The sequence below is a fragment of the Pseudomonas sp. E1MeOHC2 genome (genome assembly GCF_058745025.1).
This window is the reverse complement of the sequence record NZ_CP196675.1, coordinates 234,208-260,602: the sequence shown is the minus strand read 5'-3', so window position 1 is coordinate 260,602 and position 26,395 is coordinate 234,208. Positions and strand designations below refer to the sequence as shown.

Here is a 26,395-nt window from a genome sequence, read left to right as displayed (position 1 = left end):
CGAGCGATGCTTGCGGCTCAGGCCGCCAGTTCCTTGAGGTTGTAGAGCAGCCCGCCCGCACTAATCAGCAGCAGGGCGACGCCCGACGCCAGGCTGATCAGGCGGTTGCTGCGTTGCGAGGCGATCTTGCCGATGGCGAAGATGTACAGGCTGAGCACGGCGAAATCGATGGCCACCCACAGCAGCGACAGCACCACCATGCTCTTGCCGAACGATTCGGTGATCTGGATGAACTGAGGGAAAAAGGCGATAAAGAAGATGATGTCCTTGGGGTTGGAGATGCCCACCATGAAGCCTTGCAGCAGGCCGCCACGCCCAGGCCGCGGTGCCTCGCTCGCAGCCTCCGGCGTTGGCGCCTGCAGGGCTTCCCTGAGGGTGCCCACGGCGATGTAGCCGATGAACAGGCAACCCAGCAGGCTCATGCCGCTGAGCCAGGCCTTGTCGATGGCCGCGCTGGTCAGGATGATCCAGGCCGCGGCGCCAATCAGTACCAGCGATGCCCAGTTGGTACCGACGGCAGTGAACATGGCCTTGCGCGAGCCGGAGGCGGCGGCGGTGTTTACGATCAGTGCCACTACCGGGCCAGGGGTGGCGATCAGCAGCAGAACGGTAAGTGCGTAGGTGGCGGTCAGTGCGGTATTCACGGTCAGTTCTCGATCAATGTGTCGGGTGTTACGTGGGCGTGGAATGGGCAGCGCGATGGGTTCAGCGAGCCCGCCTCTTGCAACTGGTACTGCTTCCACTCGTAGTTGTCGGCATCGCCGAACGCGCCAAGGGTGTCGGGCATGACGCCGTCGTTGTAATGGGCCACGCGCTCGCGGATGCGGGCACGGATGCGCTTGCCACTTTCGGTGCTGGCATTGGCCACCTCATCGAAGTTTTCCCGAGGGTTGATGACGAAGGTGATGTGTTGGCCCAGGTTGCGGCTTTTCATCTGCCGGTGGCCGGGGAAGTTCATGTTGATAAACAGCGGCATGCCGGCGTAGCAGAACGACCATCCGGTGTTGTCAGGGTCGGTCGGTATCGCCTGCGGCCAAGGGTGTGGGTCGCGTGCATGGACGCCACGCAGGACTTTCCAGGCCAGGGCCTGCTGCTCGGCGAGGGTGCATTCGGTAGCGGTTTCGAGAAACACCACCAGCGGGCTGCCGATGCGCTGCTTGAGCGGAATCGGCGCGATGGTGCGCACATAGTCGGCCAGGCCCTGAGCGATGTCATCGGCCAGTTGCTCGGCGCGGGCGAAGAGAATGTGGCACGTCTCGCTGGCAACCGCTTTGCGGCCGAACAGGCACGGAAAATCGGGGTTGGCGAGAATACCGCGAAAATGCTGTATGGTTTTGTAGGTCCAGTGTTGCGTGTTCCGCACATGTTCAGCGGCCAGCTCTAGCGCATCCAGGCGATAGCAGTTTCCATAACCCGTAAACATGATTTCCCCAGGCGTTTAATTAAGTAACGTTCCAGTCATATGCAGGCAGAATCGTTGGATATCTTTATTGTTTACCTGCATTTTCTGAGACAGACTTAACGTTGTAAAACGCGTGGAACTATGACCTACTATTAGTCTCACTCATGCTTCGGACGTCGCCATGTCGGAACGGATTCAGGCCTTGCACGCCCTGCGTGCTTTCGAGGTGGCCTCTCGTTATGGCTCCTTTACCCGTGCGGCCGAGGAACTGGTGCTGACCCAAGGGGCCGTCAGCCACCACATCAAGACCCTCGAGGCCATGTTCGGCTGCGACTTGTTCGAGCGTCGTGGGCCGAAACTCAGCCTGACCGAGCACGGGCGCCTGCTCTCACAGGAGCTCAAGGTCGGCTTCAAGATCATCGAGAACGCCTGCGCATTGTTGCGTCAGGATCGTTACGGGGTGCGTCTGAAAGCGCCGTCCACGCTGACCATGCGCTGGTTGCTCAGGGCCCTGGACGGGTTCAAGAAGATCGACGACAGCAGCAGCGTGCAACTGTCGAGCGTATGGATGGACATCGACAGCGTGGACTTCTATTCGGAGCCCTACGACTGCGCCATCTTGTTGGCCAACGGCCGTTTCCCTGCCGACGTCGAAAGCTTCAAGCTGTTCGATGAGTGGCTGATCCCGGTGTGCCACCCCGATTACATGGCGCATGCCCAGCCAGGCCTGGCGGACCTGCGCCAGTGCGAGTTCCTGCACCCCTCCCCGGACCGGCGCGACTGGCGACGCTGGTTGGCGCGTATGGACGCACTGGATATCAGCATCGATCAGGGGCAGGTTTTCGATACCCTCGACCAGGGGATCTCGGCGGCCCAGCAGGGCTTGGGCATCTCGGTGGTGGACTTGGTGCTGGCCAGCTCCGACCTGTCGGCAGGGCGGCTGGTGACGCCGTTCAAGTACGCGGTGGCCACCGGTGATGGTTATTACATGACCTGGCTCAAATCCAGCCCCAAGGCGCGGCAGATGCACAAGTTGCGTGATTTTCTGATCAGCCAGGTACCGCCGCTGGCCTACAAGGACATCAACTACTTGTACGGCTGAGGGCTGCCGGTGGATACCCGTTCGAGCATGAAGTCGATGAACACCCGCAGCTTGGGGGGAACCTGGCGCCCCGACGGCCACAGCAGGTAGAAGCTGCCACGCCGCTCCATGAAGCTGCCGAGCACGCTTACCAGCGAACCGGCAGCCAGCTCGCGGCGCACGCTGAAGTCTGGCAGGCAGGTGATGCCGCGGTGGTTGAGGGCAAAGCAGATGCGTGTCTCGACGTGGTTGCACACCATCGAAATGGGGATGTCATAGCCCTGGTCGGGGTGCTCCTGGCGTAGCGGCCAGTTCTCCAGCTTGCCACTGCTGGGGAAGCGGTAGTGCAGGCAAGTGTGCGCGCTCAGCTCACGGGGGTGGCTGGGGGCGCCACGCTCGCGCAAGTACTCGGGTGATGCCACCAGGTGATGCTGGAAGTGGCCGAGAAACTTGGCATTGAGGCGCGAGTCCACCGGCTGGCCACCGCGCATCACCACATCGAAACCCTCTCCGACGATATCCACCATGCGGTCGGTGAACTCCAGGTCCAGTTCTACCTCGGGGTACAGCGCCATGAAGTCGGCAAGTGCCGGCATCACCAACCCGGTGACCTGCGGAAGGCTCACGCGCAGGCGACCACGCGGGGTTTCGCTGGCCTGGGACAGCGCCTGCTCGGTCGCTTCTATTTCGGCCAGGATGCGCCGGCTGCGCTCAAGAAACAGCGTGCCTTCGGCGGTCAGGGTGATGCTGCGCGTGCTGCGATGGAACAGGCGCACACCCAGGCGGCTTTCCAGCCGCGCCACCCGCTTGCCCACGGCCGAGGCGGTGATGCCCAGCGACTGGCCGGCGGCGACGAAACTGCGGGTTTCGGCAACCCGGTTGAAGACCACGAAGCCGCTGAGGCTGTCCATGAGGCGCTCCCGATTGCGGACGATGATGTCCGGAGTGAGCGGCATTGTAACCATCTTTTTCCGCAATGCCGCTGCCATGCACACTGTTGGCCTCGATTTCCCCCTTCAAGGCCTTCCGCAATGTCCCAGACTTCATCCGCACCACTACTGGATGAGCGCACCGAGCGCTTGCCCCTGAGTGGCCTACTGGCGCTGGCCATGACCGGCTTCATCGCCATCCTCAGCGAAATCCTTCCCGCCGGTTTACTGGACCAGATCGCCGGTGGCATGCACATCAGTCAGGCCATGGCTGGCCAATGGGTCACGGCCTACGCACTGGGCTCGTTGTTGACGGCCATCCCGCTGGTGACCCTGACCCAGGGGTGGTATCGCCGTCGTGCACTGCTGATGGCAATCGGTGGCTTTGTGCTGTTCAACGGGTTGACAACGTTGTCGTCGTCCAACGCCCTTACCCTGGTGCTGCGCTTTTTTACCGGTGCCGCGGCCGGCCTGGCCTGGGGGCTGATCGCCGGGCATGCCCGGCGCATGGTGCCGGTGGCCTTGCAGGGGCGGGCGATGGCAGTGGCCATGCTGGGGCAGCCGCTAGCCTTGTCCCTCGGCTTGCCCATAGCTACCTGGCTTGGGGCATTGCTGGGGTGGCGTGCCACCTTTGTCGTGGTCACCCTGGCGGCGCTGTTGCTGGTGGTGTGGGTGTTGCGCGCGGTGCCGGACTATCCGGGGCAGGCGGCGGGCAAACGCCCCGCGGCGTTGCAAGTGTTGCGTACACCCGGCGTGGCGCTGGTGCTGCTGGTGATCATGAGCTGGATCCTCGGCCACAACATTCTTTATACCTACATCGTGCCGCTGCTGGCGGCGGCGGGGATGGCAGCTGAAATCGGTCAGGTGTTGATGGTATTCGGCCTGTCGGCGCTGGTGGGTATCGGGCTGGTCGGGCTGTTGATCGATCGGCATCTGCGCACGCTGGTCTTGCTCAGCCTTGCCGGTTTTGCCCTGGCCACGCTGGTGCTGGGGCAGGCGTCCTCCTGGGCGATGTACCTGAGCATCGCACTGTGGGGCCTGACCTACGGTGGCGCGCCGACGTTACTGCAGACGGCCTGCGCGGACACGGCGGGCGAGGGTGGTGATGTGGCGCAGTCGATGCTGGTGACGGTGTGGAACAGTGCTATCGCCTTGGGGGGGATCATTGGCGGGCTGCTGCTGACGGGGGCTGGTGTGGCGTGGTTTGGCCCTGTGGCGCTGGTGTTGATTGGCCTGGCGTGGCTATTCGCCTGGGCAGGGCGGCGTAGCGGGTTCGTGGCAGGCTCGCGCTAGAGTAGAATCGTCGCATTAGGCACAATTGACGATCAGAGGTCGACGCGGTGGATTTGCAGCAGGGCTTTGTCCTGACCCGGCATTGGCATGACACACCCGAAGGCACGTGCGTGGAGTTGTGGCTGGCTACGGACCAGGGGCCGCGTCAACTTCGCCTGGCGCCGCAGGTCTCGGTGGCGTTCATCCCTCAGGCGCACGCCGCGCATGCTCGGGTGCTGCTGGCCAACGAGCCGGGTGTCGAGCTCAAACCCTTGCAACTGCGCGATTTCGATCAACGCCCGGTGCTGGGCCTGTACTGCCGCCAGCATCGTCAATTGATGCAACTGGAGCAACGCTTGCGCAACGCCGGCGTCGAGGTTTACGAAGCGGACATCCGCCCCCCCGAACGCTATCTGATGGAGCGCTTCATCACGGCCCCCGTGCAGTTCACCGGCCAGCCGGATGCCCAGGGCGTGGTCTGCGATGCCCAGCTCAAGCCACTGCCGGATTACCGTCCGCCACTGCGTCTTGTGTCGCTGGATATCGAGACCAGCGAGCGCGGTGAGCTCTACAGTATTGCCCTTGAAGGCTGCGGCCAGCGCCAGGTGTACATGCTTGGCCCGGCAAACGGTGACAGCAGCGCCGTGGACTTCGACCTGCAGTACTGCGACGACCGTGCCGCGCTGCTCGAATGCCTCAACCAATGGATGGCCCGGCACGATCCGGATGCGATCATCGGCTGGAACCTGGTGCAGTTCGACCTGCGTCTGTTGCACGAGCACGCCAGGCAACTGCAGGTGCCTTTGGCCATAGGGCGCAAGGGTGCGCTCATGACCCTGCGCGCTCACGCCAGCGGTGGCCATGTGTTTGCCGATGCCCCAGGGCGGCTGCTGATCGATGGCATCGAAGCACTGCGTTCGGCCACCTGGAGCTTCCCCTCGTTCAGCCTGGAGAACGTTGCCCAGACGCTGCTGGGCGAGGGCAAGGCCATCAGCACGCCTTATCAGCGCATGGACGAAATCAACCGCATGTTCGCCGAGGACAAGCCGTCGCTGGCGCTTTACAACCTCAAGGACTGCGAACTGGTCACGCGCATATTCGCCCATACCCGGCTGCTCGACTTTTTGCTCGAGCGTGCCTCCGTCACCGGGTTGGCCGTGGACCGAAGCGGTGGCTCGGTGGCGGCGTTCTGCCATTTGTACATGCCGCAGATGCACCGCCTGGGCTTTGTCGCACCCAATCTCGGCAGCCGCCCCGACGAGGCTAGCCCCGGTGGCTTCGTCATGGACTCACGCCCCGGTCTCTACGATTCGGTACTGGTGCTGGACTACAAGAGCCTGTACCCCTCGATCATCCGTACCTTCCTGATCGACCCGGTAGGGTTGGCCGAAGGCCTGCGCCAGCCCGATGACCAACATTCGGTGGCAGGTTTTCGGGGGGGGCGCTTCTCGCGCAGCCGGCACTGCCTGCCAGCGATCGTCGAACGTGTGTGGCAAGGCAGGGAGGCGGCCAAACGCGCGGGTAACGCGCCGCTGTCGCAGGCACTGAAAATCATCATGAACGCCTTCTACGGCGTTCTGGGCTCCAGTGGCTGCCGCTTCTTCGACCCGCGCCTGGCATCGTCGATCACCCTGCGTGGTCACCAGATCATGCGCCAGACCCGTGAGCTGATCGAAGCGCGTGGCTTTGATGTGATCTACGGCGATACCGACTCTACCTTCGTCTGGCTCAAGGGCGCCCATGACGAGGACGCCGCAGCGCGCATAGGCCGTGAGCTGGTGGCAGAGGTCAACCTCTGGTGGCGCCAACATCTGCACGACTCCATGGGCCTGGAGAGCGCCCTTGAGTTGCAGTTCGAAACCCATTACCGACGCTTCCTGATGCCGACCATTCGCGGTACCGAAGAAGGCAGCAAGAAGCGCTACGCCGGCCTGGTGCAGCGCGCCGACGGCAGCGAGGAGATGGTGTACAAAGGGCTGGAGTCGGTACGCACCGATTGGTCGCCGTTGGCCAGGCAGTTCCAGCAGGCGTTGTACGGGCGGATCTTCCGTGGCCAACCCTACCGTGACTATGTGCGTCAGTACGTGCAGCAAACCCTGGCCGGCGAACTCGATGAACTGATGGTCTATCGCAAGCGCTTGCGCCGGCCGCTGGCTGACTACCAGCGGAACGTACCGCCCCATGTGCGTGCTGCGCGCCTTGCCGATGAATACAACAGCCGTCTCGGGCGCCCCCGGCAATACCAGAACGGTGGCTGGATCAGCTACCTGATCACCACTGCCGGCCCTGAACCCTTGGAAAGCCTGCAGGCGCCAATCGACTACGAGCACTACCTGAGCCGCCAGTTGCAGCCGGTGGCCGATGCCATCTTGCCCTTTGTCGGGGATGATTTCGCGGCGCTGACGGGCCGCCAGTTGCCATTGTTCTGATAGCGGGCGTTACCTATCTAGCGCCTCGCAAAGCCTCTGCTGCCTAGGCTGGCCCTCTTTATTGGTCAGGAGGCTTTGAGCATGGGCACTACACAATCGTCGGGTGAGCCGCGCCCGGACACGCGGCAGCGCGACAGCGAAGCGTTTCAGGACGACATCATCGGTAAGCGCCTACCCCGTTGGCTACGACAAGCGCCGGTCGATCAGTTGCCCAAGATCAGTCATGCACTGGCCAAGAGCCTCGCGTGTCGTCAGCAGCTGAGCACGCTGCTGGGGAAAATCGACGATATCGAAGATTTCGTCGCTTCGGCGCTTCAGAAGGCGCTCACTGAGCGCTATGCGTTCACCTACAACGTGCGCCGACTGACCTTTCTCGAAGGGCGCCGGGAACCGGTGATCAACACTCAGCCTGTAGGGGCTCACCTGACAGAAGTGGTGTATGAGGAAAAGCCACTGCTTGAGGTGGTTCTGCGTAACTTTACTGCCGAACAAGCCAGCTCAGGCGGCCAGCCTGTGGGCAATAGGCTGCTGGTGCCACGCTCGGGCGAGCCTAAACCTCCCACCGCTGTCGCATTCGCCGCGCTGTGCCGCGAGCTGGACCTGGGGGCGCGCTACCAACGTCATCTGGATGCGGTCCTGAAGCCTGCCAATGACGAGAAGCGCATTGTGTCGATGCTGGTGGATGCAACCCGTTACGCCATGCTGGTAGATGGGTACAAGGCCAGGCAGGACGGCGTGCTGGATGCCAGCGAGCTAAAACTGCTGGTGGGCATGTGCCTTGATGGCAAGGTGCTGCGCTTGGCCGGTGACCTAGTGGTGGCCAAGCGCCTGAGCTTGCTTGGGTGCGCGCTTGAGCAAGTCGTGGTGCTTGATGTAATCGACCAAGGCCCCTTGTTCAACACCACGCGTCGCTTGCTGATGCATGTACCGGGTGACCCGGTGGCGCCCTGGAGTGCGTTCGAAGACCTCAAGGCACTTAATCGAGCATTGGGCCATCGCTTGCGCGTCAAGTCGTACCAGCGGTTTTTCAGGCGCTTCGTGCCAAGACGCGACAGCCAAGCTTTTTTTGCCTCGGTGATCCCGGTTTTTGACGACCTGCCGGCCTGGGCCAGTCGTGACCTGAAACCCCATCTGCAGGCTTACCCTTCACCGTTGTTCAACGCCCTTGCGCAGTCGCGCATCCGCCAGATCAAAGAGGACGCGGCGATGATCGTGGTGCCGGTGGCCCGGCTCGACCGTGAGGTGCAGCGCGCTCATGACGAACGGCTGGTTGCTGAAGGCTGGGCGCTGCTCAACCTGGCGTCGTTTTTTGTTCCGGGCCTGGGGCTGGCTATGCTGGCGGTGACCGTCTGGGAGGTGCTGGGCGAGGTGTACCACGGCGTCGAAGCGTTGCATGACGGCGATGCTCAGGAAGCACTCGACCATCTGACCAACGTCGCGACTGACCTTGCAGCGCTCGCAGCCACAGTGGCGGGGGTGACCGTGGCGCGGCGGTTGTGGGCACGTTCAGCGGTGGTCGATGCCATGCTGCCTGCGCGGCTAGAAGACGGTAGCAGCAAGCTTTGGCAGCAGGACCTGGCAGCTTATCGCAGTGTCGCGCCCAGTACTGCGGCCGCTCAGGATGCGCTGGGTATTCGACGTCAAAGCGGCCAGGCATGGGTCGAAATGGAGGGGCACTACTACCCGGTGATCGAGCCCGCCAAGGATGGCCAGTGGCAGCTTCGTCCGCGCGGTGGGAATGGGCCTGCGTTATGTCACAACGGCGCTGGCGCCTGGCGAGTCTGGAGTGAGCAGCCAGCGCAATGGGACGACCCCCACCGCATGTTCCGTCGATTTGGCGCACCCTTGGATAGCATGACGGACGAGCAGATCGACCAAGTCCTGGGTTTTCATGAGCTGAGTGCGGATCATCTGCGGGCCATGCATGTGTATGGCCGTGCGCCAGAACCCGGCATGCTCGACAGTGCCGAACGCTCCCGGCTCGACCAGCGGATTCGTCAGCTGATCAGCCGTTTGCGTGCGGGTGAGCGAGTGCAAGATGCCACTGTCCTCCAGCATGCCCGGCGCCTGGCAGGGGCAGAGGGTGTGTCGGACCAGGCCTTGGCCGAGCTGGTCTGGGCCCAGCGTCGTCATTTGCTGGGGAACCTGTATGAAACGGTGCAGGCCAGCGACAGCCCCGCAAGTGCATTGCTGCGCAAAGTGTTCCCTGGCTTGCATTGCCGGGCCGCGCAGGCACTGGTGGCCGCGGCCAGCGGGGACGATCGTCGACGGTTGTTGCAAAGTGGGCGGGTGCCATTGAACCTGGCCGAAGCAGCCAGGCACAGCGTCTCGGACATCCGCAGGGTTCGCGTGTTCGAAGCGTTGTTCCTGGATACCCCACAGAACGCCGATTTGGCTCGCGTCGTACTGGGGCTGCTCAAGTACTTGCCTGGCGCTGAGCAAGGGGTGCGTTGGCGTTTGTTCGAAGGCCATCTCGCCGGGCCGCTGCTGTCAGCGACCGCAGACGGCGCACAGGCATTCGACCTCGTGCACCACAATGGCACCTTTCAATTGCTTGATGCTCAAGGGGCGCGGCGAGGTGAAGCTGGCGAGTTGTTCGAGGTGCTGGTCGCGGCCTACACGGCGCAACAGCGCACGGCCATGCAGGTTGGCGACCCCTTCGCCCATAACCTCAGGGTCTTGTTGGGGCGTGAAGCCCTGAAACGACGCGCCGAAATCCAAGGTTTGCTGGGCGCCCAGCGCCCAGGCATCTTCCGCCTCCCGCAGCGCTTGGCCGATGGCCGCTTAGGTTACCCCTTGGGTGGGCGTAACTCGGGTGGCCCGGGCAGGCCACAGAGGGCATTGGCGGTAACCGTGCGTGAACTGTTCCCCTCCTTCAGTGATGAGCAGGTGGCGATATGGAGCGACAATGTTCGGCGCTCGGGGCGTAATCTGGAAACAGTATTGGCCGAGCTGCGCGCAGAGTACAGGGTGTTGCGCAACAGCCTGGAAGCGTGGGTCGGGGAGGCCGAAGGCGAGGTAAGGGAAGACCGGGACTGCATGCGCGGCACATTGCTGGATTGTTGGCGGCGCACGACCGACGCCGGGCAAACGCACCTCGATACCGATCAGAACTACCGCATGGTCCTGTACAACATGAGGCCCGGTGGGCTACCGGAAATACCGGCGCAGGTCAGCTTTGCCCATGTTTCCGATGTATCCCTGCTGCGCATGGAATTGCAGGAAATTCCCGCGAGTTTCATGCTTGCATTTCCGCGTCTGCGCATGCTGGATCTGGGCGGAAATTTCTTGATGCGAATACCGCAGCCGCTTTTGCAAATGCAGGCGTTGCGTCAGCTGACCCTGACCCACAATCGGATCGTGTTGACCACCAGCCAAGCCGCTACCTTGGCAAGCTCCACAACGCTGTGCTACCTCGACTTGTCCCATAACCCATTGGGCCGCACCTTTACCTTGAGTGGGTTGACCTCTCTGCGCTGGTTGAACTTGCGTGACACTGGCCTGACGCACTTTCCCCACGGCGTGACCAATCGTTCGAGCCTGATTTTCATGGACATGCGCGAAAACCGTATCAGGGAGATACCGCCGTGGTTCTATCAATTGGCGCCGGGGCTACGGCGGCGTATCAGGCTGGCCGGTAACCCACTGGAGGAGGCTGAGCTGGTGCGTTTGCAGGGGTCTCTCATGGCGCCTGCTGTCGCGCTGGACGAGACGCTGCTTCGCGAGCAGCTTGAGCATGCCCGGGAGGTATGGGGGGATGCTGTCGGGACGCGCTTTCGTGGCCTGCTGCTGGCGGCCTGGGAGTCGGTGGATGTGGGGGATGCAGCTGATCGCTTCTTCCGAGTGCTGCAGCAACTGCTGCAGTCTGCGGATTACCACATCAACGCACAAGCCCTCGCCCAGCGGGTACTTGCCTTGTTGCAGGCGATGGCCAAGGAACTGGCCCTGCGCGATGCCTTGCTGGATATCGCCAATGACGAGTGGGGGTGTCAGGACGGCGCTACCTGGTGCCTGAGCAATCTTGAACTGAATGTGCTGGTGTGGCAGGCCCGGGCCGCTGCACAAGGCAACACGGAGCAAGCGTTGATTACGTTGGGGCGGCGTTTGTGGCGCCTGGATGAAGTTGACCGGCTGGCTGTGGGAGACATTCTTAATCGTGGTGGCAACCCGGATGAGAGTGAAGTGGGGCTCGCTTATCGCCTTGGCTTGCGTGACCGCTTGAACTTGCCCATCGCAGTGGGTGACATGAGTTTTCGCGCCCTGGCAGGTGTCACTGAAGCGCACCTTGCACGGGCCCAGGCGCAAGTGCTTGAAGCCGAGACGCAGGAAGAAGTCGCACGCTCGCTGGTAGACCGAACGTTCTGGCAGGCGCACCTGGAACGTGCTCAGCCGGCGCGCTTCGCTCATGTCGACAGGCCGTTCCGGCGCCGTCTCGATCGTGTGCTTGACGACGAAGCACTGACTGACGAGGCCAGGCAGGCAGAGTCTGATGCGATTCTTGGCGCGCAGCGTGCCGCTCGGCGCGGGCTGATGCTCGACCTGACGCTGGCGGCATTGGAGGCCGGGCCGGCAGATGCGGGCATCAACGTGTGACGTACCGGCTACTGGCAGGCGGCATCGCGCAGTCTTCCCTCCAGTGGCTTTGGACTATGCTCACTCAAAAGATGGCCTTTTCGGAAAAGGCCGTCATCCAGTTCTGAGGCATGACTGGAAATTGCCAGTTACTTTTCCCTGACCACCGGATGTTTGAAGTGGTTTAGGCTCCAGATCGGATTTTTCTCCGTGATCTGTAGTCATTGGTTTATCGAGATATTAAGGAGATGTGTATGCTCGTCCGGTCACTGACCCTCGCCACCTTGCTCGCCGTCACCAGTCCTCTGTTCGCCGCCGACAGCGATGCGCCTTTGGCCAAGGAATTGGGCAAGGCACGGCCTTTGGTGATCATCGCCCCCAGTTCAGCCGACCCGACGTTACTTGGGTTGAATAAAGCCCTGGAAGACCCGCAGATCCAGAAGGCCTTCAAGGAGCGCAGCCTGGTGCTGTACAGCGTGGCCAAAATGGTGGGCAAGCGCGAAGACAAGAACCTTGAGCAGCAGACCACCATGGCGCTGATCCGCGAACTCAAACTGGGTGCAAGCGCAGGCACCAAAGTGATCCTCGTTGGCAAGGACGGTGAACGGCACATGCTCAAGGATGACGCGACGGGCGAGCCGATCGACCCGCAGGCGATCCTCAAGGCGGTCGATGATCTGCCGGCGAGCGAGAAGGCCGTGGCTGCACCGGAGCCTGTAGCGGCAGCACCTGAAGCCAAGGGTAAGGACAGCAAACCCGCAAAACCGGTTAAACCCGCCAAGCCTGCAGCGCCGCCCAAGCCGCTGGAGGACTGACAGCCAGCCCCCGCCTCTGGTCGCAGGGGCGGGGGCTGTGTATCACACTGTATCCTGCACGCCAACAGACCTATTCATGTACAAAATGCCGATTTCGGCGATACAACCTCGACACACCCGCCCGGCCTAATGGCTCCACTTCCCAACCACAGTGGAGCTACACCATGACTCATGCACGTAAAAACCTCGGCCTGCTCGGCGCCGCCCTGCTCGGCAGCATGGCCTTTGGCAGCAGCGCATTCGCTGTCGAGCCCCTGTCCCAGGGTTATCAGTTGGCGTCGGCCAAGGTACACGGCGAGGGCAAATGCGGCGAAGGCAAGTGCGGCGGCAGCAACAAGGCCACCCAGGGGGAAGGCAAGTGCGGTGAAGGTAAATGCGGTGGCGACAAGAAGGCCAGCCATGGCGAAGGTAAATGCGGTGAAGGTAAGTGTGGAGCCGCAGACAAGGCAGGTGATGCCTCGGTGACCGGTAAGTCCTGACTTCAACCCTTGGAATGACACAACGCCCCTCCTGCTGGTCAGGCGGGGCGTTTTGCATGTGGCGGATACTTATCGATGACTACCTCACCCTTGTTTGCAGGCCTTGGCCTGCGCCGTGGCCTGATGCCCGAGTTGTTGGCCCTTGAAGAGGGCGCAGTGGACTTTCTCGAGTGCGCGCCGGAAAACTGGATCGGTGTCGGCGGGGCCTATGGCCAAGGCCTGGCGCAACTGAGTGAACGCTTTGCGCTGACCTGCCATGGCTTGTCCCTGTCCCTTGGCGGCAGCCTGCCGCTTGATCGAGGCTTTCTGGATCAGACCCGGCAGTTTCTCGATCGTCATCGGGTACGGCTGTACAGCGAACACCTGAGTTACTGCAGCGATGACGGCCACCTCTACGACTTGATGCCGATCCCCTTCACCGAAGAGGCAGTGCATCATGTCGCCGCCAGGATTCGCCAGGCGCAGGACCACCTGCAGCGGCGCATCGCCGTGGAAAACATCAGCTACTACGCGGCGCCCTACCAGGCGATGAGCGAGCTGGACTTCATCCGCGCGGTGCTCGACGAAGCCGATTGCGACCTGCTGCTGGACGTCAACAACGTGTTCGTCAACGCCTGTAACCATGCTTACGATGCGCAGGCGTTCCTGCACGGGCTGCCGCAGGCCAGGGTCACCGGCATGCACGTGGCGGGGCACTATGACGAGGCCCACGACCTCAAGGTCGATACCCACGGAGCACCGGTGAAGGAGGACGTCTGGTCGTTGTTCGCGACTGCCTGCATACGCTTCGGCGCCAAACCGACGGTGCTCGAGCGTGACTTCAACTATCCGCCGTTGGCCGAACTGCTCGAAGAGACGGCCCGCATCCGTGCTGTACAGCAGGAGGTGGCGCATGAGCGAAGTGTTGCGTGAACAGCAGTTCACCCTGGCGCGGCACCTGCGCGACCCCGCCCGGCATGCCCCGCCGCCTGGCATCGAGGCGCGCCGTTTGAAGGTTTACCGTGAGCTGTTCTACGGCGCTATCGAAGGCTTGTTGGCCGGCAGTTTCCCGGTGATGCGGCAAACTCTGGGCGAGGCGTGCTGGCATGCCCGGGTGCGTGATTTCTATGCCAACTATCGCAGCCAGACACCCTTATTCACCGAGATCGCCGAGGCGTTCATCGACTACCTCCAGGGGATCAAGCCCGATGCCCCGTGGCAGCTTGAGCTTGCCCATTACGAGTGGGTCGAAGCCCAGCTCTACCTGAGCGATGCCCAAGACCCGGCCCATGACCCACAAGGCGACCTGCTGTTGGGTGAACCGCTGCTGTCGTGCACGGCCAGGGTGTTGGCCTACCGCTGGCCGGTCGAGCGTATTGGCCCTGGCTATCAGCCCCAGCAAGCGCCTGAGGTGCCCACGTTGCTGCTGGTGTACCGTGACGCCGGGTTGCAGGTGCGCTTCGCTCGCCTTGCGCCCATGGCTTATCGCTTGTTGGCAGAGGTGAGGGGGACTGGCCAGCAGCGTTTGCAAGCACTGGGAGGGGATCAAGAGCAAGGCCTGGCTTTGCTGGAAAGCTTGCGCGCGCAAGGCATTGTCATCGGGACATGCTGAAACTAAAAAGGGCTCAGGGCCAATCGGCCCTGAGCCTTTTTTTTGCGGTTCAAGCCCTCGCGGCGAGCCGTGCTTCAAGCCAGCGGTCAAGGCTCAGGCGGCCGGCCCCTTTGAGCAGCAAGGGCAGTAGCGCCACCAGGTAGATCAGGGGCAACTTGAAGTTGCCGAAACCCTGGTCGGTGATGGCATACCCCTGTGCCAGTTCCGCCAGGCTTGACCACTGTGCCGGCCAATGCACGGCAGCGATGGCCACCACCGTGATGACCATGAGCCCGGCCGAGGCCAGGCGTGTTCCCAGGCCCAGCAACAGCAGCAAAGGCAGGATCAGCTCGGCCCACATCGACAGTTGCCAGTTCAGTTCTGCCGGCAGTGCGCTAAAGGGGAACGGGAAGCTGGACTGCAGGTCGCCGAACCAGTTGGCGCCATGGAGTTTCTCCAGGCCGGACTCGAAAAATTCCCAGGCCAGAAACAGGCGCAGTGGCAGGTCGGCACTCCAATTCCCGATACGGTCAATGTGGCTGAAAGTGCGAGTAAGGGTTGTCATGGTGGTCGTCTCGTGTCAGGACAGGGCGGTGGTAGTGCGGCGCTGGCGCAGGGCCAGTTTGGCGGTGAGCTTGAAGGCGATGGCGCTGAACATCAGGGCGAAGGCCACCGGGTACCAGCCAGCCATCGGGATGCGTTTGTAGAACGACAGGCAGAACACCCCGGCCAATACCCACATGCCGATGCAGTGCAGGGCCTTCCAGGTATTCGCGCCGAGCACGCGCATCGGGGCCTTGAACGAGGTCAGGGTGAGCAACGCAAGGAACAGGTAGCCGATTGTGCCCGGCAGGCTGGAAGTGGCTGTGCGATCGCTCCAGAACAGATCCGGAAACTGCTGCGCATAGCGGTAGAGCAACAGCCCGTGCACGGTGTGCGAGAAGGCGAAGGCCAGGCCCAGGTAGCGCCGCTCGCGCACCAGGCGACGGCTACCGGAGCCGGGCAGAAAGGTGACCAGCGACGAAGCCAGAAAGGTAATCAGAAACAGTGCGAAGGAGCTGCGAGCGGTGGCCCGGATAGCCGCGCGCAGGCTGTCCGGGCCGGGTGGGTTGGCGGCCAGCGCCACGGCAGTCATTGCCAGCGTCAAACCGGCCAGGGCGGTAAACAGCTTCCAGCCAGAGGGCAGGGTGAGGGGTTTCATTGTTGCAATTCCCGGGTTGTCGTTGTGTGACCGGGAGTGTGCGGGGGTGGGGTATCACCAGTGTGTCGGAGAATGCGACGCAGTGTATCGGACTGTAGCTATCGGTTACGTAAGACGGCGCTTGCTAGCAGAACTGCGCAGATTTTGAAGCCGGTGCAGATCAGGTCGCTGGCTTGCCGGCGCGGTTCATTTCAGCTCGATTTGTGCACACAGCCCGCCGCCCTGGCGATTGCTAAGGGTCAACCGCCCCCCCATGGCCTGGGTCAATTGCTGAGCGATCGCCAGCCCCAGCCCGGTGCCCCCGGTACTGCGGTTGCGCGAGCTCTCTACCCGGTAAAAGGGCTTGAGCACTTCATTGAGCTCATCTTCCGGAATACCTGGGCCGTCATCGAGTACTCGGATTTTGGTGCAGCCCTGCTCACGGCTGACCTCCAGTTGTGCTTTGCCGGCGAATTTAAGGGCATTGTCCACCAGGTTGACCAGGACCCTGCGCAACGCATGCGGGCGGGTTTCCAGCAGGCCTTCGGCGTTGCCGTGGCGTTCGACCTGGGCGCCGCTGTCCTGGTAATCGAACACCAGGCTGTCGAGGAAGGCGTCGAGGTTGATCCGGCACCGGGCCTCGGTGTTGATGTCCATGCTGCGGGCATACGCGACACCTTCGCGTACCAGATGCTCCATGGCATCCAGGTCGTGCCACAGCTTGTCTTTCTCGACCCCCTCATCCATCACTTCGACCCGCAACTTCATGCGGGTGATGGGGGTTTGCAGATCGTGGGAAATCGCCGCCAGCAACTGCATGCGCTCCTTGAGATAGGCCGCGATACGCGCCTGCAAGGCATTGAAGGCGACGGCGGCGTACTTCACCTCGCGCGGGCCGCTTTCGTCCAGTTGCACACTGGGCTTGTCTGGGTCGAGGTTGTCCACCGCCTGCGACAGGCGGGTGAGCGGGCCGATGGCCAGGCGTACTGCAAGCCAGGTACACAGCAACAGCAAGGCCAGCTGGATCAGCAGTACTACCGGCAGCCAGCGGGCAACCGGTACGGGGGTCGGGGTGACGTCAACGGTCAGGGGGGCGCCATCGGCGAGGCTCAAGTGCACCTGAAAATGCGTATTCGGGCCTGGGATCTCCTTGAAGGTCAGGCGATAGTCGTCGCCGATGGCTTTGACGATCGATTCGGCGGCCATGGGCGGGTCGCTGGTAGGCATCGCCTGGCCATCCTGGCCATGGTCAAGGTGGTAGCGGTAGGTGCGCCGTTCCAGGCGCGGCAGCCAGGCGGCGCGTTCGGCTGCGGGCAGGCGGTCGAGAATGGCCACCGAGGTGGCGACGTCCTGCTCCAGGTTGTTGAGCATCATCGAACGGCTGCTGATGTAGCGCTCATAGGCTTGCAGGCCGAACGACAGCCCATAGGCCAGCACCAGGCCTGTGAAGAAGATCAGTGCCAGCCGTGAGGCGAGGGTCCGTGGCCATTTCATGAGGGCGACTCAAGCAGTTGTACCGGCAGTGAAAAGACGTAGCCTTCGCTGCGCACGGTCTTGATGCAGCTGGGTTCACGGGCGTCGTCACCCAGGCGCTGGCGCAATCGGCTGACCAGCAGGTCGATGGAGCGGTCGAAAATGTCTGCTTCGCGGCCCTGGGTCAGGTTGAGCAGTTGTTCGCGGCTGAGCACCCGCTGCGGGTGGTCGAGAAATACACGCAACAGCCGGTATTCTGCACCGCTCAGGGCCACCAGGGTGTCTTCGCTGTCGAGCAGGTGGCGCGCGGTGGTGTCCAGGCGCCACTGGCCGAAGGCTACCAGGCGGCTGCTTTCGCTGATGGTCAGGTTGGGCGGCAGCATGCGCGTGCGGCGTAATACGGCATTGATGCGGGCCAGCAGTTCACGCGCGGAAAAAGGCTTGGTCAGGTAGTCGTCGGCGCCCATCTCCAGGCCGATGATGCGGTCGGTCTCGTCGTTGCGTGCAGTCAGCATCAGCACGGGGGTGTTGCGGTGCTTGCCGGCGCGCAGTTCACGGCACAGCAACAGGCCATCGTCGCCGGGCATCATGATGTCGAGGACGATCAGGTCGACGCTGTTGGCTTCGAGAAAGGCGCGCATCTGCCGCCCATCGGCCACGATGCTGGTGCGCAGGCCGTTCTTCTTCAGGTAGTTGCCGACCAGTTCGCGGATCTCGCGGTCGTCGTCGACGATCAGGATGTGATCGACGTGTTCCATGCGCAGCGTTCCTGTGTGGGGTGGGATGGGCGCAGTGTACCGAGCGTTATCGTGCTTGCCTGCGCGGTTTTGTATTGCAGTGTATCTGGCGCTGAACGGGATACAGCAGGAAGCAGATCACAGGCTCGGCTGACACAGAGGGGATACCAGGCGGACGTGTAATGGCTCTCGACCGGGGAGCAACACTCCCCACCCCAAGCGTTACACAGGAGAGTTGTCATGAACCTCAAAACCTTTGCCAGCGCCAGCCTGTTCGCCGTGCTCAGCCTCGGCGCCATTGCCGCCCAGGCCGCCCCCTCGCCGATGAGCGATGCCAGTGTCATGCAGTACCGCTACGGTGATCATCTGGATGTGAAGAAAGTCCTGTCGGTGCAGGATGATCAAAGCACCACCTGCGGCCTGGTCAACACCCGCATGGACTACCTCGATTCCAAGGGCCAGCGCCAGAGCGTGGAGTACCGCTCCTATGCCACCGGCGGCTGCCATGAGAATTGATCGCCGCCTGATGCTCAAGGTGGGTGGCATTGCGCTGGCCCTGACAGGCCTGGGCCTTGCCGGTTACCTGGAGGCCCGCGACAGTTACGGCGCCATGCCCTCGCTGTCGGGCGCCAGCCAATGGCTGAATTCCCCGCCACTGGATGCGCCGGCGCTCAAAGGCAAGGTGGTGCTGGTGGACTTCTGGACCTGGGACTGCATCAACTGCCAGCGCAGCCTGCCGCATGTGAATGCGTGGGCACGGCGTTACGCCGACCAGGGGCTGGTCGTGGTGGGTGTGCATACGCCTGAGTATGACTACGAGCATGATGTGGCCACCTTGCGTGACAAGGTGGCCACGCTGGGGATCGCTTACCCGGTGGCGGTGGACAACGACCACCAGGTGTGGAATGCCTGGGGCAACCAGTTCTGGCCGGCGCACTATTTTGTCGACCGCAAAGGGCAGGTGCGCCATGTGCATTTCGGCGAGGGGGATTACGCCGGGCAGGAACAGGTGTTGAAGGCCTTGCTGGATGAAAAGGGGTGATGCGCCTGTGCCGGCCCTTTCGCGGGGCAAGCCCGCTCCCACAGGATCAGTGCCTGCCTCAGCTACACATGGCAGCTGTGGGAGCGGGCTTGCCCCGCGAAAGGGCCGCTGCCGACTCAGCTAAAACTGGCAAAGTGCGCCTGCATCCGTCCCGCATCGGCCTCGCGCCCACTGAACAGCTCGAACGCCTTGACCGCCTGGAACACCGCCATGTTGCTGCCATCCAGTGTCCGGCAGCCCAGCGCCCGCGCCGCACGCAACAGTTCGGTTTCCAGCGGGAAGTAGATGATCTCCGCCACCCACAACCGTTCGTGCAGCAGTTCCACCGGCAACGGCGTCCCCGGCAGCTTGGCCATGCCTACCGGCGTGGTATTGACCAGCCCGTCTGCTTCGGCCAATGCCGCGCTCAGGTCGGTACCGAGCACCGCGCGGCCTGCGCCGAAGTGCGCGTTAAGGTTGTCGACCAGCGCTTGCGCCCGCGCAGCGTCCACCTCGAACAGCACCAGCCGTTCGACCCCTTCGCCCAGCAGCGCATGGGCCACCGCCGAGCCGGCACCTCCGGCGCCCATCTGCACCACCTGTCGGCGTGCCACATCCGGCAGGCCGCGGCGCAAGCCTTCGGCAAAACCCAGGCAGTCGGTATTGTGGCCAACCCGTTTGCCATCCTTGAGCACCACGGTGTTCACCGCGCCGATCCCACGCGCTTCATCGGACAGCTCGTCGAGCAGCGGCAAAATCGCCTGTTTGAACGGGTAGGTGATGTTGAGCCCGGTGAACCCGGTTTGCTGTGCTGCATCGAGCAGGCCGGGCAGGGCGCTGTCGTCCAGTTGCAACTGATCGGCATCGATCAGGCGATAGAGATAACGCAGCGCCTGGGCGTCACCTTCATGCTCGTGCAGCGCCGGGGTGCGTGACAGTTGGATACCACGGCCGATCAGGCCGGCGAGGATGGCCTGTTCGCTCATGCTGTCTGCTCCCGCAACATCTCCCCGAAATGGCTCAGGGCGAGGCGATAGCCATGGCTGCCCAGCCCGCAGATCACACCCACGGCGATCGACGAGACGAACGACAGGTGGCGGAAGGGTTCGCGTTTGTGCACGTTCGACAGGTGCACTTCGATGACGGGCAACTCACTGGCAACCAATGCGTCACGGATGGCCACCGAGGTGTGGGTCCAGGCACCCGGGTTGATCAGGATACCGGCGCAGCGGCCACGGGCGGCGTGGATCCAGTCGATCAGTTCGCCTTCGTGGTTGGTCTGGCGAAATTCGATGTCCAGGCCGTGGGCCAGGGCGCTGTCGGCACAGCCTTGGGCCAGGTCGGCGAGGGTCTCGCGGCCATACTGGGTTGGCTCGCGGGTGCCCAGCATGTTCAGGTTAGGGCCGTTCAGCACAAGAATAAGGGGCTTCATGAAAGGCATCACTTTGTTGTTTTTGGATGCGCTTATATTTGTACCACCTGGTTAGTTTCGTCAATTGTATGAAGGTGCTGCGGCAGGATAGTGGGCGATAACCGGACGATTTGCGCTATGGTCGGCCATGCCAGATGACAGAATTGTAATGTTCACGCCACCGCCCCGATAAGCACGCCGCCCTACAGTCCCTCGCCAACGCTCGCCGACGAGGACCTGTTTGTGCTCCGCACCCATGCCATCCCCCGCAAGATCGCCTTGCTCAGCCTGCTCTTGGCGGCCATTGGCACAGCCCAGGCCAGTGGCAGCCTGAGCTTGCCCGAAGCGCTCGCCGCTGCGTTCGCGCAGAACCCGGAACTCGCCGCTGCAGGCCGTGAAATCGGTGTCGCCGAAGGCGAGCGGCGCCAGGCTGGGTTGATGCCCAACCCGGAGCTGTCCTGGGAGGTCGAGGACACTCGCCGCGACACCCGCACCACCACGGTCACCCTGAGCCAGCCGCTAGAACTCGGTGGCAAGCGGGGGGCGCGTATCGCTGTGGCCGGTACTGGCCAGAGCATTGCCCAGCTTGAGTTGGAGCGGCAGCGCAACAGCTTGCGCGCCGATGTGGTGCAGGCCTTTCACGCAGCCCTGCGAGCGCAGACGGCGCTGGAGCTGGCGCAGCAGTCGCAGGCACTGACAGAACGCGGGCTGCGCGTGGTGCAAGGGCGCGTGACGGCCGGTCAGGCGTCGCCGGTGGAAACCACACGCGCCCAGGTGCAGCTAGCCCAGGCGCAGGCTGCAGTGCGCCGCGCCGCCTCGCAGCGCAGCATGGCCTATCAGGCCCTGGCGCGGCTGACGGGCAGCCCGCTGGCGACCTTCGACCGCCTGCAGGCTGGCACTCTGTCGCCGGGTGCCGCGCCCAAGGCCGAGGCCCTGCTCGATAGGGTCGCGCAGACCGTCGAGTGGCGCCTGGCGGCGGCGCAGGTCGAGCGAGGCGAGGCGTCGCTGGGTTCGGAAAAGGCCCAGCGCATACCCAACCTTACCGTCAGCCTGGGTAGCCAATACAGCCGCGAAGACCGCGAGCGGGTCAATGTGGTCGGGCTGTCCATGCCTCTGCCGTTGTTCGACCGCAATCAGGGCAACGTGCTGGTCGCTGCACGACGTGCCGACCAGGCACGCGACCTGCGCAACGCCGTCGAACTGCGATTGCGCAGCGAGACCCGCAGCGCCCTCAGCCAGTGGGCCACCGCCATGCAGGACGTGCAGGCCTACGACCGCACCATCCTGCCCTCGGCGCAGCAGGCGGTGGACACCGCCACCCGCGGCTTCGAAATGGGCAAGTTCGCCTTCCTCGATGTGCTCGACGCCCAGCGCACGCTGATTGAGGCGCGCGGGTTGTACCTGGATGCACTGGCCTCGGCGACCGATGCGCGGGCCCAGGTCGAGCGCATGTATGGCGACCTTGAGGGCGGTTTGTGAATCAGGGTCCGCTGCGCGGCCCATCGCAGGCAAGCCAGCTCCCACAGGGACGGCACCGTCCATCAACGTGGCACTGCCTCTGTGGGAGCTGGCTTGCCTGCGATGGGCCGCGCAGCGGACCCACTGGCTTGAGCAACAATACGAACAGCAGGAGCAACAATGGATAACCCACGCAAGATCGCCATCCTGGCGGCCGCTCTGGCCGTGCTCGGCCTCGGTGGCCTGGCCTGGACCGGCAACCTCGGCCAGGCCACAGGCGGTGAAGCCCAGCACGACGAGCATGGCGAAGACAGCCACGGCCACGGTGCCGAGCAGGCCGGTGAAGACCACGAAGACGAAGAGGGCCAATTGCACCTGTCCAGCGCCCAGATCGAGGCGGCCGGCGTGCAGTTGGCGGCCGCCGGGCCCCGTGAACTGGGCACTGCCATTAACTTCCCGGGTGAAATTCGTTTCGACGAAGACCGCACCGCGCATGTCGTGCCCCGTGTGCCTGGCGTGGTGGAGTCGGTGCAGGCCGACCTAGGCCAGGCGGTAAAGCGCGGCCAGGTGCTGGCGGTGATCGCCAGCCAGCAGATTTCCGACCTGCGCAGCGAACAGCAGGCCGCTCAGCGCCGCCTGGAACTTGCACGTTTGACCTTCCAGCGCGAGCAACAGCTGTGGCAGGAACGCATCAGTGCCGAGCAGGATTACCTGCAAGCTCGCCAGGCGTTGCAAGAGGCCGAGATTGCCCTGGCAAACGCCCGGCAGAAGGTCGCGGCAGTCGGCCCCGCTGGCGCCGGCAACCGCTATGAGCTGCGCGCACCCTTCGATGCAGTGGTGGTGGAAAAGCACCTGACCGTGGGCGAGGTGGTCGATGAGACCAGCAATGCCTTCACGTTGTCCGACCTGAGCCGAGTCTGGGCCACCTTTGCTGTCGCCCCGCGCGACTTGGGCAGGGTCGTCACCGGCCGCAGCGTCACCGTCAGTGCCCCGGACCTGGGGGCTGAGGTAGAAGGCACGGTCAATTATGTTGGCAGCCTGCTGGGTGAGCAAAACCGCGCGGCCACCGTGCGCGCCACCTTGGCCAACCCCAACGGTGCCTGGCGCCCTGGGCTGTTCGTGAACATTGCGGTCAGCGTCGAGCGTGCCAGCGCCGCCGTGGTGGTGCCGGAAAGCGCCCTGCAGACCTGGGAGGCGCAGACGGTGGTGTTCGTCCGTACCGAGCAAGGCTTCGAAGCGCGCCCGGTCCAGACTGGCCGTCGCGACGCCGGCCAGGTGGAGGTCATCGCCGGCCTGGCTGCAGGCACCCAGGTTGCCGCCGCCGGCAGCTTCGTCCTCAAGTCGGAGCTTGGCAAAGGTTCTGCCGAGCACAGCCATTGAAACCGGGAACGCATCCATGTTCGAACGCCTGATCCAATTCGCCATCGAGCAGCGCCTGGTGGTCATGCTTGCTGTGGTGCTGATGGCTGCTGTGGGTATCCACAGCTACCAGAAACTGCCAATCGACGCAGTACCGGACATCACCAACGTCCAGGTGCAGATCAACACCGCCGCGCCCGGCTACTCGCCGCTGGAGACCGAGCAGCGCATCACCTTTGCCATCGAGACGGCCATGGCCGGCTTGCCTGGCCTCAAGCAGACCCGTTCGTTGTCGCGTTCGGGGTTGTCCCAGGTCACGGTGATCTTCGATGACAGCACCGACCTGTTCTTCGCCCGCCAACTGGTCAACGAGCGCCTGCAAGTGGCGCGTGAGCAGTTGCCCGCTGGCATCGAGGCGGGGATGGGGCCGATTTCCACAGGGCTTGGCGAGATCTTTTTATGGACCGTCGAGGCCGAGGAGGGCGCGCTCAAGGACGACGGTACGCCGTACACCCAGACCGACCTGCGCGTCATCCAGGACTGGATCATCAAACCGCAGTTGCGCAATGTGCCCGGGGTGGCCGAGGTCAACAGCATCGGCGGCCATGCCAAGCAGTACCTGATCGCACCTGAGCCCAAGCGCCTGGCCGCCTACAAACTCACCCTCAATGACCTGATCGCGGCGCTGGAGCGCAATAACGCCAACGTGGGGGCAGGCTACATCGAGCGCAATGGCGAGCAGCTGCTGATTCGTGCACCGGGCCAGCTGGACTCGGCCGAAGACATCGCCAACATCGTCATCTCCAGCGTCGATGGCACACCGATACGCGTCAGCCACGTCGCCCAGGTTGGCCTGGGCCAAGAGCTGCGCTCCGGGGCGGCCACCGAGAATGGCCGTGAGGTGGTGCTGGGCACGGTGTTCATGCTGATTGGCGAGAACAGCCGCACGGTGTCCCAGGCGGTTGCAGCCAAGCTGGTCGACATCAACCGCAACCTGCCCAAGGGTGTGGTCGCGGTGACGGTGTATGACCGTACGAACTTGGTCGAAAAAGCCATCGCCACGGTAAAGAAAAACCTGATCGAAGGTGCGATCCTGGTCATCGCCGTGCTGTTCCTGTTCCTGGGCAACATCCGCGCTGCGCTGATCACCGCCATGGTCATCCCGTTGTCGATGCTGTTCACCTTCACCGGCATGTTCAGCAACAAGGTCAGCGCCAACCTCATGAGCCTTGGCGCGCTGGACTTCGGCATCATCGTCGACGGTGCGGTGGTGATCGTCGAGAACGCCATTCGCCGCCTGGCCCATGCCCAGCAGCGCCACGGCCGCATGCTGACCCGCGCCGAGCGCTTCCATGAAGTGTTCGCCGCCGCCCGTGAAGCACGCCGCCCGCTGATTTACGGGCAGTTGATCATCATGGTGGTGTACCTGCCGATCTTTGCCTTGACCGGGGTCGAGGGCAAGATGTTCCACCCCATGGCGTTCACCGTGGTCATCGCCCTGCTGGGCGCCATGATCCTCTCGGTGACGTTCGTGCCAGCGGCGATTGCGCTGTTCGTGACGGGCAAGGTCAAGGAAGAGGAAGGCCTGGTCATGCGTACCGCCCGCCAGCGCTATGCGCCGGTGCTGGGCTGGGTGCTGGGCCGGCGCAAGCTGGCGTTCGCCGGTGCGGCGGCGCTGGTGCTGTTGTCCGGGGTAATGGCCAGCCGCATGGGCAGCGAGTTCATCCCGAGCCTCAGCGAGGGCGACTTCGCCCTGCAAGCGCTGCGCGTGCCAGGCACCAGCCTGTCGCAGTCGGTGGACATGCAGCAACGCCTTGAGCGGGCGATCATTGCCCAGGTGCCGGAGGTGGAGCGGGTGTTCGCCCGTACCGGCACCGCCGAAATCGCCTCGGACCCGATGCCGCCGAATATCTCCGACGCCTACGTCATGTTGCGCCCGCACGCGCAATGGGCCGACCCGGGCAAGCCGCGCGAGGCGTTGATTGCCGAAGTGCAGCGCGCCGCAGCCAGTGTGCCGGGTAGTAACTACGAGCTGTCACAACCGATTCAGCTGCGCTTCAACGAACTGATCTCGGGCGTGCGCAGTGACGTGGCGGTCAAGGTGTTCGGTGATGACATGGACGTGCTCAATCGGACTGCCGCGCAGATCGCTAGCAGCCTGCAGACCGTGCCGGGGGCTTCGGAGGTCAAGGTCGAGCAGACCACGGGCCTGCCGGTGCTGACCATCGAAATCGACCGCGACAAGGCCGCCCGCCATGGCCTGAACGTGGGCGATGTGCAGGACGCCATCGCCATTGCCGTGGGCGGCCGCACGGCAGGCACGCTGTATGAAGGCGACCGACGTTTCGACATGGTGGTGCGTCTGTCCGAGACGTTGCGCACCGATGTCGACGGGCTTTCCAGCTTGCTGATTCCGGTGCCGGCCAGCAGTGCGGCCGGTGCTGCCCAGATCGGCTTCATCCCGCTGTCGCAGGTCGCGTCACTGAACCTGCAGCTGGGGCCGAACCAGGTCAGCCGCGAGGATGGCAAGCGCGTGGTGGTGGTCAGTGCCAACGTGCGCGGGCGCGACCTCGGCTCGTTTGTGCAGCAAGCCGAACAGACCCTGATCGAGCAGGTGCAGGTCCCGCCCGGTTACTGGACGCGCTGGGGTGGCCAGTTCGAGCAGCTACAGTCGGCGGCGGAGCGTTTACAGGTGGTGGTGCCGGTGGCCTTGCTGCTGGTCCTGGCGCTGTTGCTGATGATGTTCAACAACCTCAAGGATGGTTTGCTGGTGTTCACCGGTATTCCGTTTGCCTTGACCGGTGGCGTACTGGCGCTGTGGTTGCGGGACATTCCGTTGTCCATTTCTGCCGGGGTGGGCTTTATTGCCCTGTCGGGGGTGGCGGTACTCAATGGCTTGGTGATGATTGCCTTTATCCGCAGCCTGCGCGAGGACGGGCGCACCTTGCGCATGGCGGTCGAGGAGGGCGCGCTGACGCGTTTGCGGCCGGTGCTGATGACCGCGCTGGTGGCGTCGCTGGGGTTCATCCCGATGGCGCTGGCCACGGGGACCGGGGCTGAAGTGCAGCGGCCGCTGGCGACCGTAGTGATTGGTGGGATCCTGTCGTCCACGGCGTTGACGCTGCTGGTGTTGCCGGCGTTGTACCAGTGGGCGTATCGGCGCGAAGAGGCGGAAGAAGGCTGATAATGCCGGGGCCGCTGTGCGGC

At 63.5% G+C, this 26,395-nt stretch carries 21 protein-coding genes and 1 pseudogene; 13 read left to right on the top strand and 9 right to left on the bottom strand.

Features of this window, described 5'->3' with window-relative positions:
• Positions 1-17: 17 nt before the first annotated feature.
• Both ACSSU5_RS01125 and ACSSU5_RS01120 read right to left on the bottom strand, forming a co-directional pair.
• On the bottom strand, positions 18-644 hold the full coding sequence (locus ACSSU5_RS01125; RefSeq protein WP_264312655.1) for a LysE family translocator: 627 nt from the start codon (positions 642-644) through the stop codon (positions 18-20).
• A 2-nt stretch (positions 645-646) separates the two neighbouring features.
• On the bottom strand, positions 647-1,423 hold the full coding sequence (locus ACSSU5_RS01120; RefSeq protein WP_264312656.1) for a YqcI/YcgG family protein: 777 nt from the start codon (positions 1,421-1,423) through the stop codon (positions 647-649).
• Positions 1,424-1,583: 160 nt separating this feature from the next.
• On the opposite strand from ACSSU5_RS01120, the gene ACSSU5_RS01115 reads away from it, so the two are divergent.
• The gene (locus tag ACSSU5_RS01115; RefSeq protein WP_264312657.1) at positions 1,584-2,504 is read left to right on the top strand and encodes a LysR substrate-binding domain-containing protein; all 921 of its coding nucleotides are present in this window, start codon (positions 1,584-1,586) and stop codon (positions 2,502-2,504) included.
• On the opposite strand, the gene ACSSU5_RS01110 is transcribed toward ACSSU5_RS01115, so the two are convergent.
• A complete protein-coding gene (locus ACSSU5_RS01110) occupies positions 2,489-3,394 on the bottom strand; it encodes a LysR family transcriptional regulator (protein WP_264312658.1) in 906 nt (301 codons plus the stop codon). The genes ACSSU5_RS01115 and ACSSU5_RS01110 overlap by 16 nt on opposite strands.
• Positions 3,395-3,514: 120 nt before the next feature.
• Between ACSSU5_RS01110 and ACSSU5_RS01105 the strand changes: the two genes are divergently transcribed.
• The 7 genes and pseudogenes from ACSSU5_RS01105 (at position 3,515) to ACSSU5_RS01075 (ending at position 14,570) form a co-directional block, all read left to right on the top strand.
• The gene (locus ACSSU5_RS01105; protein WP_492560423.1) at positions 3,515-4,705 is read left to right on the top strand and encodes an MFS transporter; all 1,191 of its coding nucleotides are present in this window, start codon (positions 3,515-3,517) and stop codon (positions 4,703-4,705) included.
• 47 nt (positions 4,706-4,752) lie between these two features.
• Entirely contained in the window at positions 4,753-7,113 is a 2,361-nt protein-coding gene (locus ACSSU5_RS01100) for a DNA polymerase II (RefSeq protein ID WP_492560422.1), read from the top strand.
• 81 nt (positions 7,114-7,194) lie between these two features.
• On the top strand, positions 7,195-11,706 hold the full coding sequence (locus ACSSU5_RS01095) for an NEL-type E3 ubiquitin ligase domain-containing protein (RefSeq protein ID WP_492560421.1): 4,512 nt from the start codon (positions 7,195-7,197) through the stop codon (positions 11,704-11,706).
• 233 nt (positions 11,707-11,939) lie between these two features.
• Positions 11,940-12,500 carry a DUF4174 domain-containing protein gene (locus tag ACSSU5_RS01090; protein WP_264312662.1) on the top strand — a complete coding sequence of 187 codons (561 nt, stop codon included), beginning with the start codon at positions 11,940-11,942 and terminating at the stop codon, positions 12,498-12,500.
• A pseudogene (locus ACSSU5_RS01085) lies at positions 12,497-12,973 on the top strand (HvfA family oxazolone/thioamide-modified RiPP metallophore); the annotation flags it as partial. The gene ACSSU5_RS01090 and the pseudogene ACSSU5_RS01085, both read left to right, overlap by 4 nt.
• An 81-nt stretch (positions 12,974-13,054) precedes the next feature.
• Positions 13,055-13,891, top strand: a complete 837-nt coding sequence (locus tag ACSSU5_RS01080) for an HvfB family MNIO-type RiPP peptide maturase (protein ID WP_492560420.1) — start codon at positions 13,055-13,057, stop codon at positions 13,889-13,891.
• Positions 13,872-14,570, top strand: coding sequence for an HvfC family RiPP maturation protein (locus ACSSU5_RS01075; RefSeq protein ID WP_264312664.1), 699 nt, complete (start codon positions 13,872-13,874; stop codon positions 14,568-14,570). Before ACSSU5_RS01080 ends, ACSSU5_RS01075 begins: the two co-directional genes overlap by 20 nt.
• Positions 14,571-14,619: 49 nt before the next feature.
• Here ACSSU5_RS01075 and ACSSU5_RS01070 read toward each other — a convergent pair whose 3' ends face one another.
• The 4 genes from ACSSU5_RS01070 to ACSSU5_RS01055 all read right to left on the bottom strand — a co-directional run bounded on the left by ACSSU5_RS01070 (position 14,620) and on the right by ACSSU5_RS01055 (position 17,960).
• Entirely contained in the window at positions 14,620-15,114 is a 495-nt protein-coding gene (locus ACSSU5_RS01070) for an HvfX family Cu-binding RiPP maturation protein (protein WP_264312665.1), read from the bottom strand.
• 15 nt (positions 15,115-15,129) lie between these two features.
• A complete protein-coding gene (locus ACSSU5_RS01065; RefSeq protein WP_264312666.1) occupies positions 15,130-15,750 on the bottom strand; it encodes a ferric reductase-like transmembrane domain-containing protein in 621 nt (206 codons plus the stop codon).
• Between the two features lie 186 nt (positions 15,751-15,936).
• Complete coding sequence (locus ACSSU5_RS01060) at positions 15,937-17,223, bottom strand: sensor histidine kinase (protein WP_492560419.1); 1,287 nt, start codon at positions 17,221-17,223, stop codon at positions 15,937-15,939.
• Positions 17,220-17,960 (bottom strand): response regulator, encoded by a 741-nt coding sequence (locus ACSSU5_RS01055; protein WP_264312668.1) that lies wholly within the window; start codon positions 17,958-17,960, stop codon positions 17,220-17,222. Before ACSSU5_RS01055 ends, ACSSU5_RS01060 begins: the two co-directional genes overlap by 4 nt.
• Before the next feature lie 219 nt (positions 17,961-18,179).
• Here ACSSU5_RS01055 and ACSSU5_RS01050 point away from each other — a divergent pair, with 219 nt between their 5' ends.
• The gene (locus ACSSU5_RS01050) at positions 18,180-18,455 is read left to right on the top strand and encodes a DUF2790 domain-containing protein (RefSeq protein ID WP_264312669.1); all 276 of its coding nucleotides are present in this window, start codon (positions 18,180-18,182) and stop codon (positions 18,453-18,455) included.
• Positions 18,456-18,465: 10 nt separating this feature from the next.
• The gene (locus ACSSU5_RS01045) at positions 18,466-18,981 is read left to right on the top strand and encodes a thioredoxin family protein (protein ID WP_264313899.1); all 516 of its coding nucleotides are present in this window, start codon (positions 18,466-18,468) and stop codon (positions 18,979-18,981) included.
• Positions 18,982-19,097: 116 nt separating this feature from the next.
• Here ACSSU5_RS01045 and ACSSU5_RS01040 read toward each other — a convergent pair whose 3' ends face one another.
• Together ACSSU5_RS01040 and aroQ are read right to left on the bottom strand one after the other, a co-directional pair.
• The gene (locus tag ACSSU5_RS01040; RefSeq protein WP_264312670.1) at positions 19,098-19,946 is read right to left on the bottom strand and encodes a shikimate dehydrogenase; all 849 of its coding nucleotides are present in this window, start codon (positions 19,944-19,946) and stop codon (positions 19,098-19,100) included.
• On the bottom strand, positions 19,943-20,392 hold the full coding sequence (gene aroQ / locus ACSSU5_RS01035; RefSeq protein WP_264312671.1) for a type II 3-dehydroquinate dehydratase: 450 nt from the start codon (positions 20,390-20,392) through the stop codon (positions 19,943-19,945). Before aroQ ends, ACSSU5_RS01040 begins: the two co-directional genes overlap by 4 nt.
• Before the next feature lie 222 nt (positions 20,393-20,614).
• Here aroQ and ACSSU5_RS01030 point away from each other — a divergent pair, with 222 nt between their 5' ends.
• The 3 genes from ACSSU5_RS01030 to ACSSU5_RS01020 all read left to right on the top strand — a co-directional run bounded on the left by ACSSU5_RS01030 (position 20,615) and on the right by ACSSU5_RS01020 (position 26,372).
• Positions 20,615-21,850, top strand: a complete 1,236-nt coding sequence (locus ACSSU5_RS01030) for a TolC family protein (RefSeq protein WP_492560418.1) — start codon at positions 20,615-20,617, stop codon at positions 21,848-21,850.
• 159 nt (positions 21,851-22,009) lie between these two features.
• Positions 22,010-23,209: an efflux RND transporter periplasmic adaptor subunit gene (locus tag ACSSU5_RS01025; protein WP_264312672.1), complete on the top strand. Its 1,200-nt coding sequence runs from the start codon at positions 22,010-22,012 to the stop codon at positions 23,207-23,209.
• Between the two features lie 16 nt (positions 23,210-23,225).
• A complete protein-coding gene (locus ACSSU5_RS01020) occupies positions 23,226-26,372 on the top strand; it encodes a CusA/CzcA family heavy metal efflux RND transporter (protein ID WP_492560417.1) in 3,147 nt (1,048 codons plus the stop codon).
• Positions 26,373-26,395 lie beyond the last annotated feature (23 nt).

Coding starts and splice junctions, on each gene's coding strand:
- ACSSU5_RS01095 (WP_492560421.1), top strand. CDS start 7,195: ATGGGCACTACACAATCGTCGGGTGAGCCGCGCCCGGACACGCGGCAG.
- ACSSU5_RS01060 (WP_492560419.1), bottom strand. CDS start 17,223: ATGAAATGGCCACGGACCCTCGCCTCACGGCTGGCACTGATCTTCTTC.
- ACSSU5_RS01020 (WP_492560417.1), top strand. CDS start 23,226: ATGTTCGAACGCCTGATCCAATTCGCCATCGAGCAGCGCCTGGTGGTC.
- ACSSU5_RS01070 (WP_264312665.1), bottom strand. CDS start 15,114: ATGACAACCCTTACTCGCACTTTCAGCCACATTGACCGTATCGGGAAT.
- ACSSU5_RS01080 (WP_492560420.1), top strand. CDS start 13,055: ATGACTACCTCACCCTTGTTTGCAGGCCTTGGCCTGCGCCGTGGCCTG.
- ACSSU5_RS01120 (WP_264312656.1), bottom strand. CDS start 1,423: ATGTTTACGGGTTATGGAAACTGCTATCGCCTGGATGCGCTAGAGCTG.
- ACSSU5_RS01045 (WP_264313899.1), top strand. CDS start 18,466: ATGCTCAAGGTGGGTGGCATTGCGCTGGCCCTGACAGGCCTGGGCCTT.
- ACSSU5_RS01055 (WP_264312668.1), bottom strand. CDS start 17,960: ATGGAACACGTCGATCACATCCTGATCGTCGACGACGACCGCGAGATC.
- ACSSU5_RS01025 (WP_264312672.1), top strand. CDS start 22,010: ATGGATAACCCACGCAAGATCGCCATCCTGGCGGCCGCTCTGGCCGTG.
- ACSSU5_RS01075 (WP_264312664.1), top strand. CDS start 13,872: ATGAGCGAAGTGTTGCGTGAACAGCAGTTCACCCTGGCGCGGCACCTG.
- ACSSU5_RS01050 (WP_264312669.1), top strand. CDS start 18,180: ATGAACCTCAAAACCTTTGCCAGCGCCAGCCTGTTCGCCGTGCTCAGC.
- ACSSU5_RS01105 (WP_492560423.1), top strand. CDS start 3,515: ATGTCCCAGACTTCATCCGCACCACTACTGGATGAGCGCACCGAGCGC.
- ACSSU5_RS01115 (WP_264312657.1), top strand. CDS start 1,584: ATGTCGGAACGGATTCAGGCCTTGCACGCCCTGCGTGCTTTCGAGGTG.
- ACSSU5_RS01065 (WP_264312666.1), bottom strand. CDS start 15,750: ATGAAACCCCTCACCCTGCCCTCTGGCTGGAAGCTGTTTACCGCCCTG.
- ACSSU5_RS01110 (WP_264312658.1), bottom strand. CDS start 3,394: ATGGACAGCCTCAGCGGCTTCGTGGTCTTCAACCGGGTTGCCGAAACC.
- aroQ (WP_264312671.1), bottom strand. CDS start 20,392: ATGAAGCCCCTTATTCTTGTGCTGAACGGCCCTAACCTGAACATGCTG.
- ACSSU5_RS01090 (WP_264312662.1), top strand. CDS start 11,940: ATGCTCGTCCGGTCACTGACCCTCGCCACCTTGCTCGCCGTCACCAGT.
- ACSSU5_RS01040 (WP_264312670.1), bottom strand. CDS start 19,946: ATGAGCGAACAGGCCATCCTCGCCGGCCTGATCGGCCGTGGTATCCAA.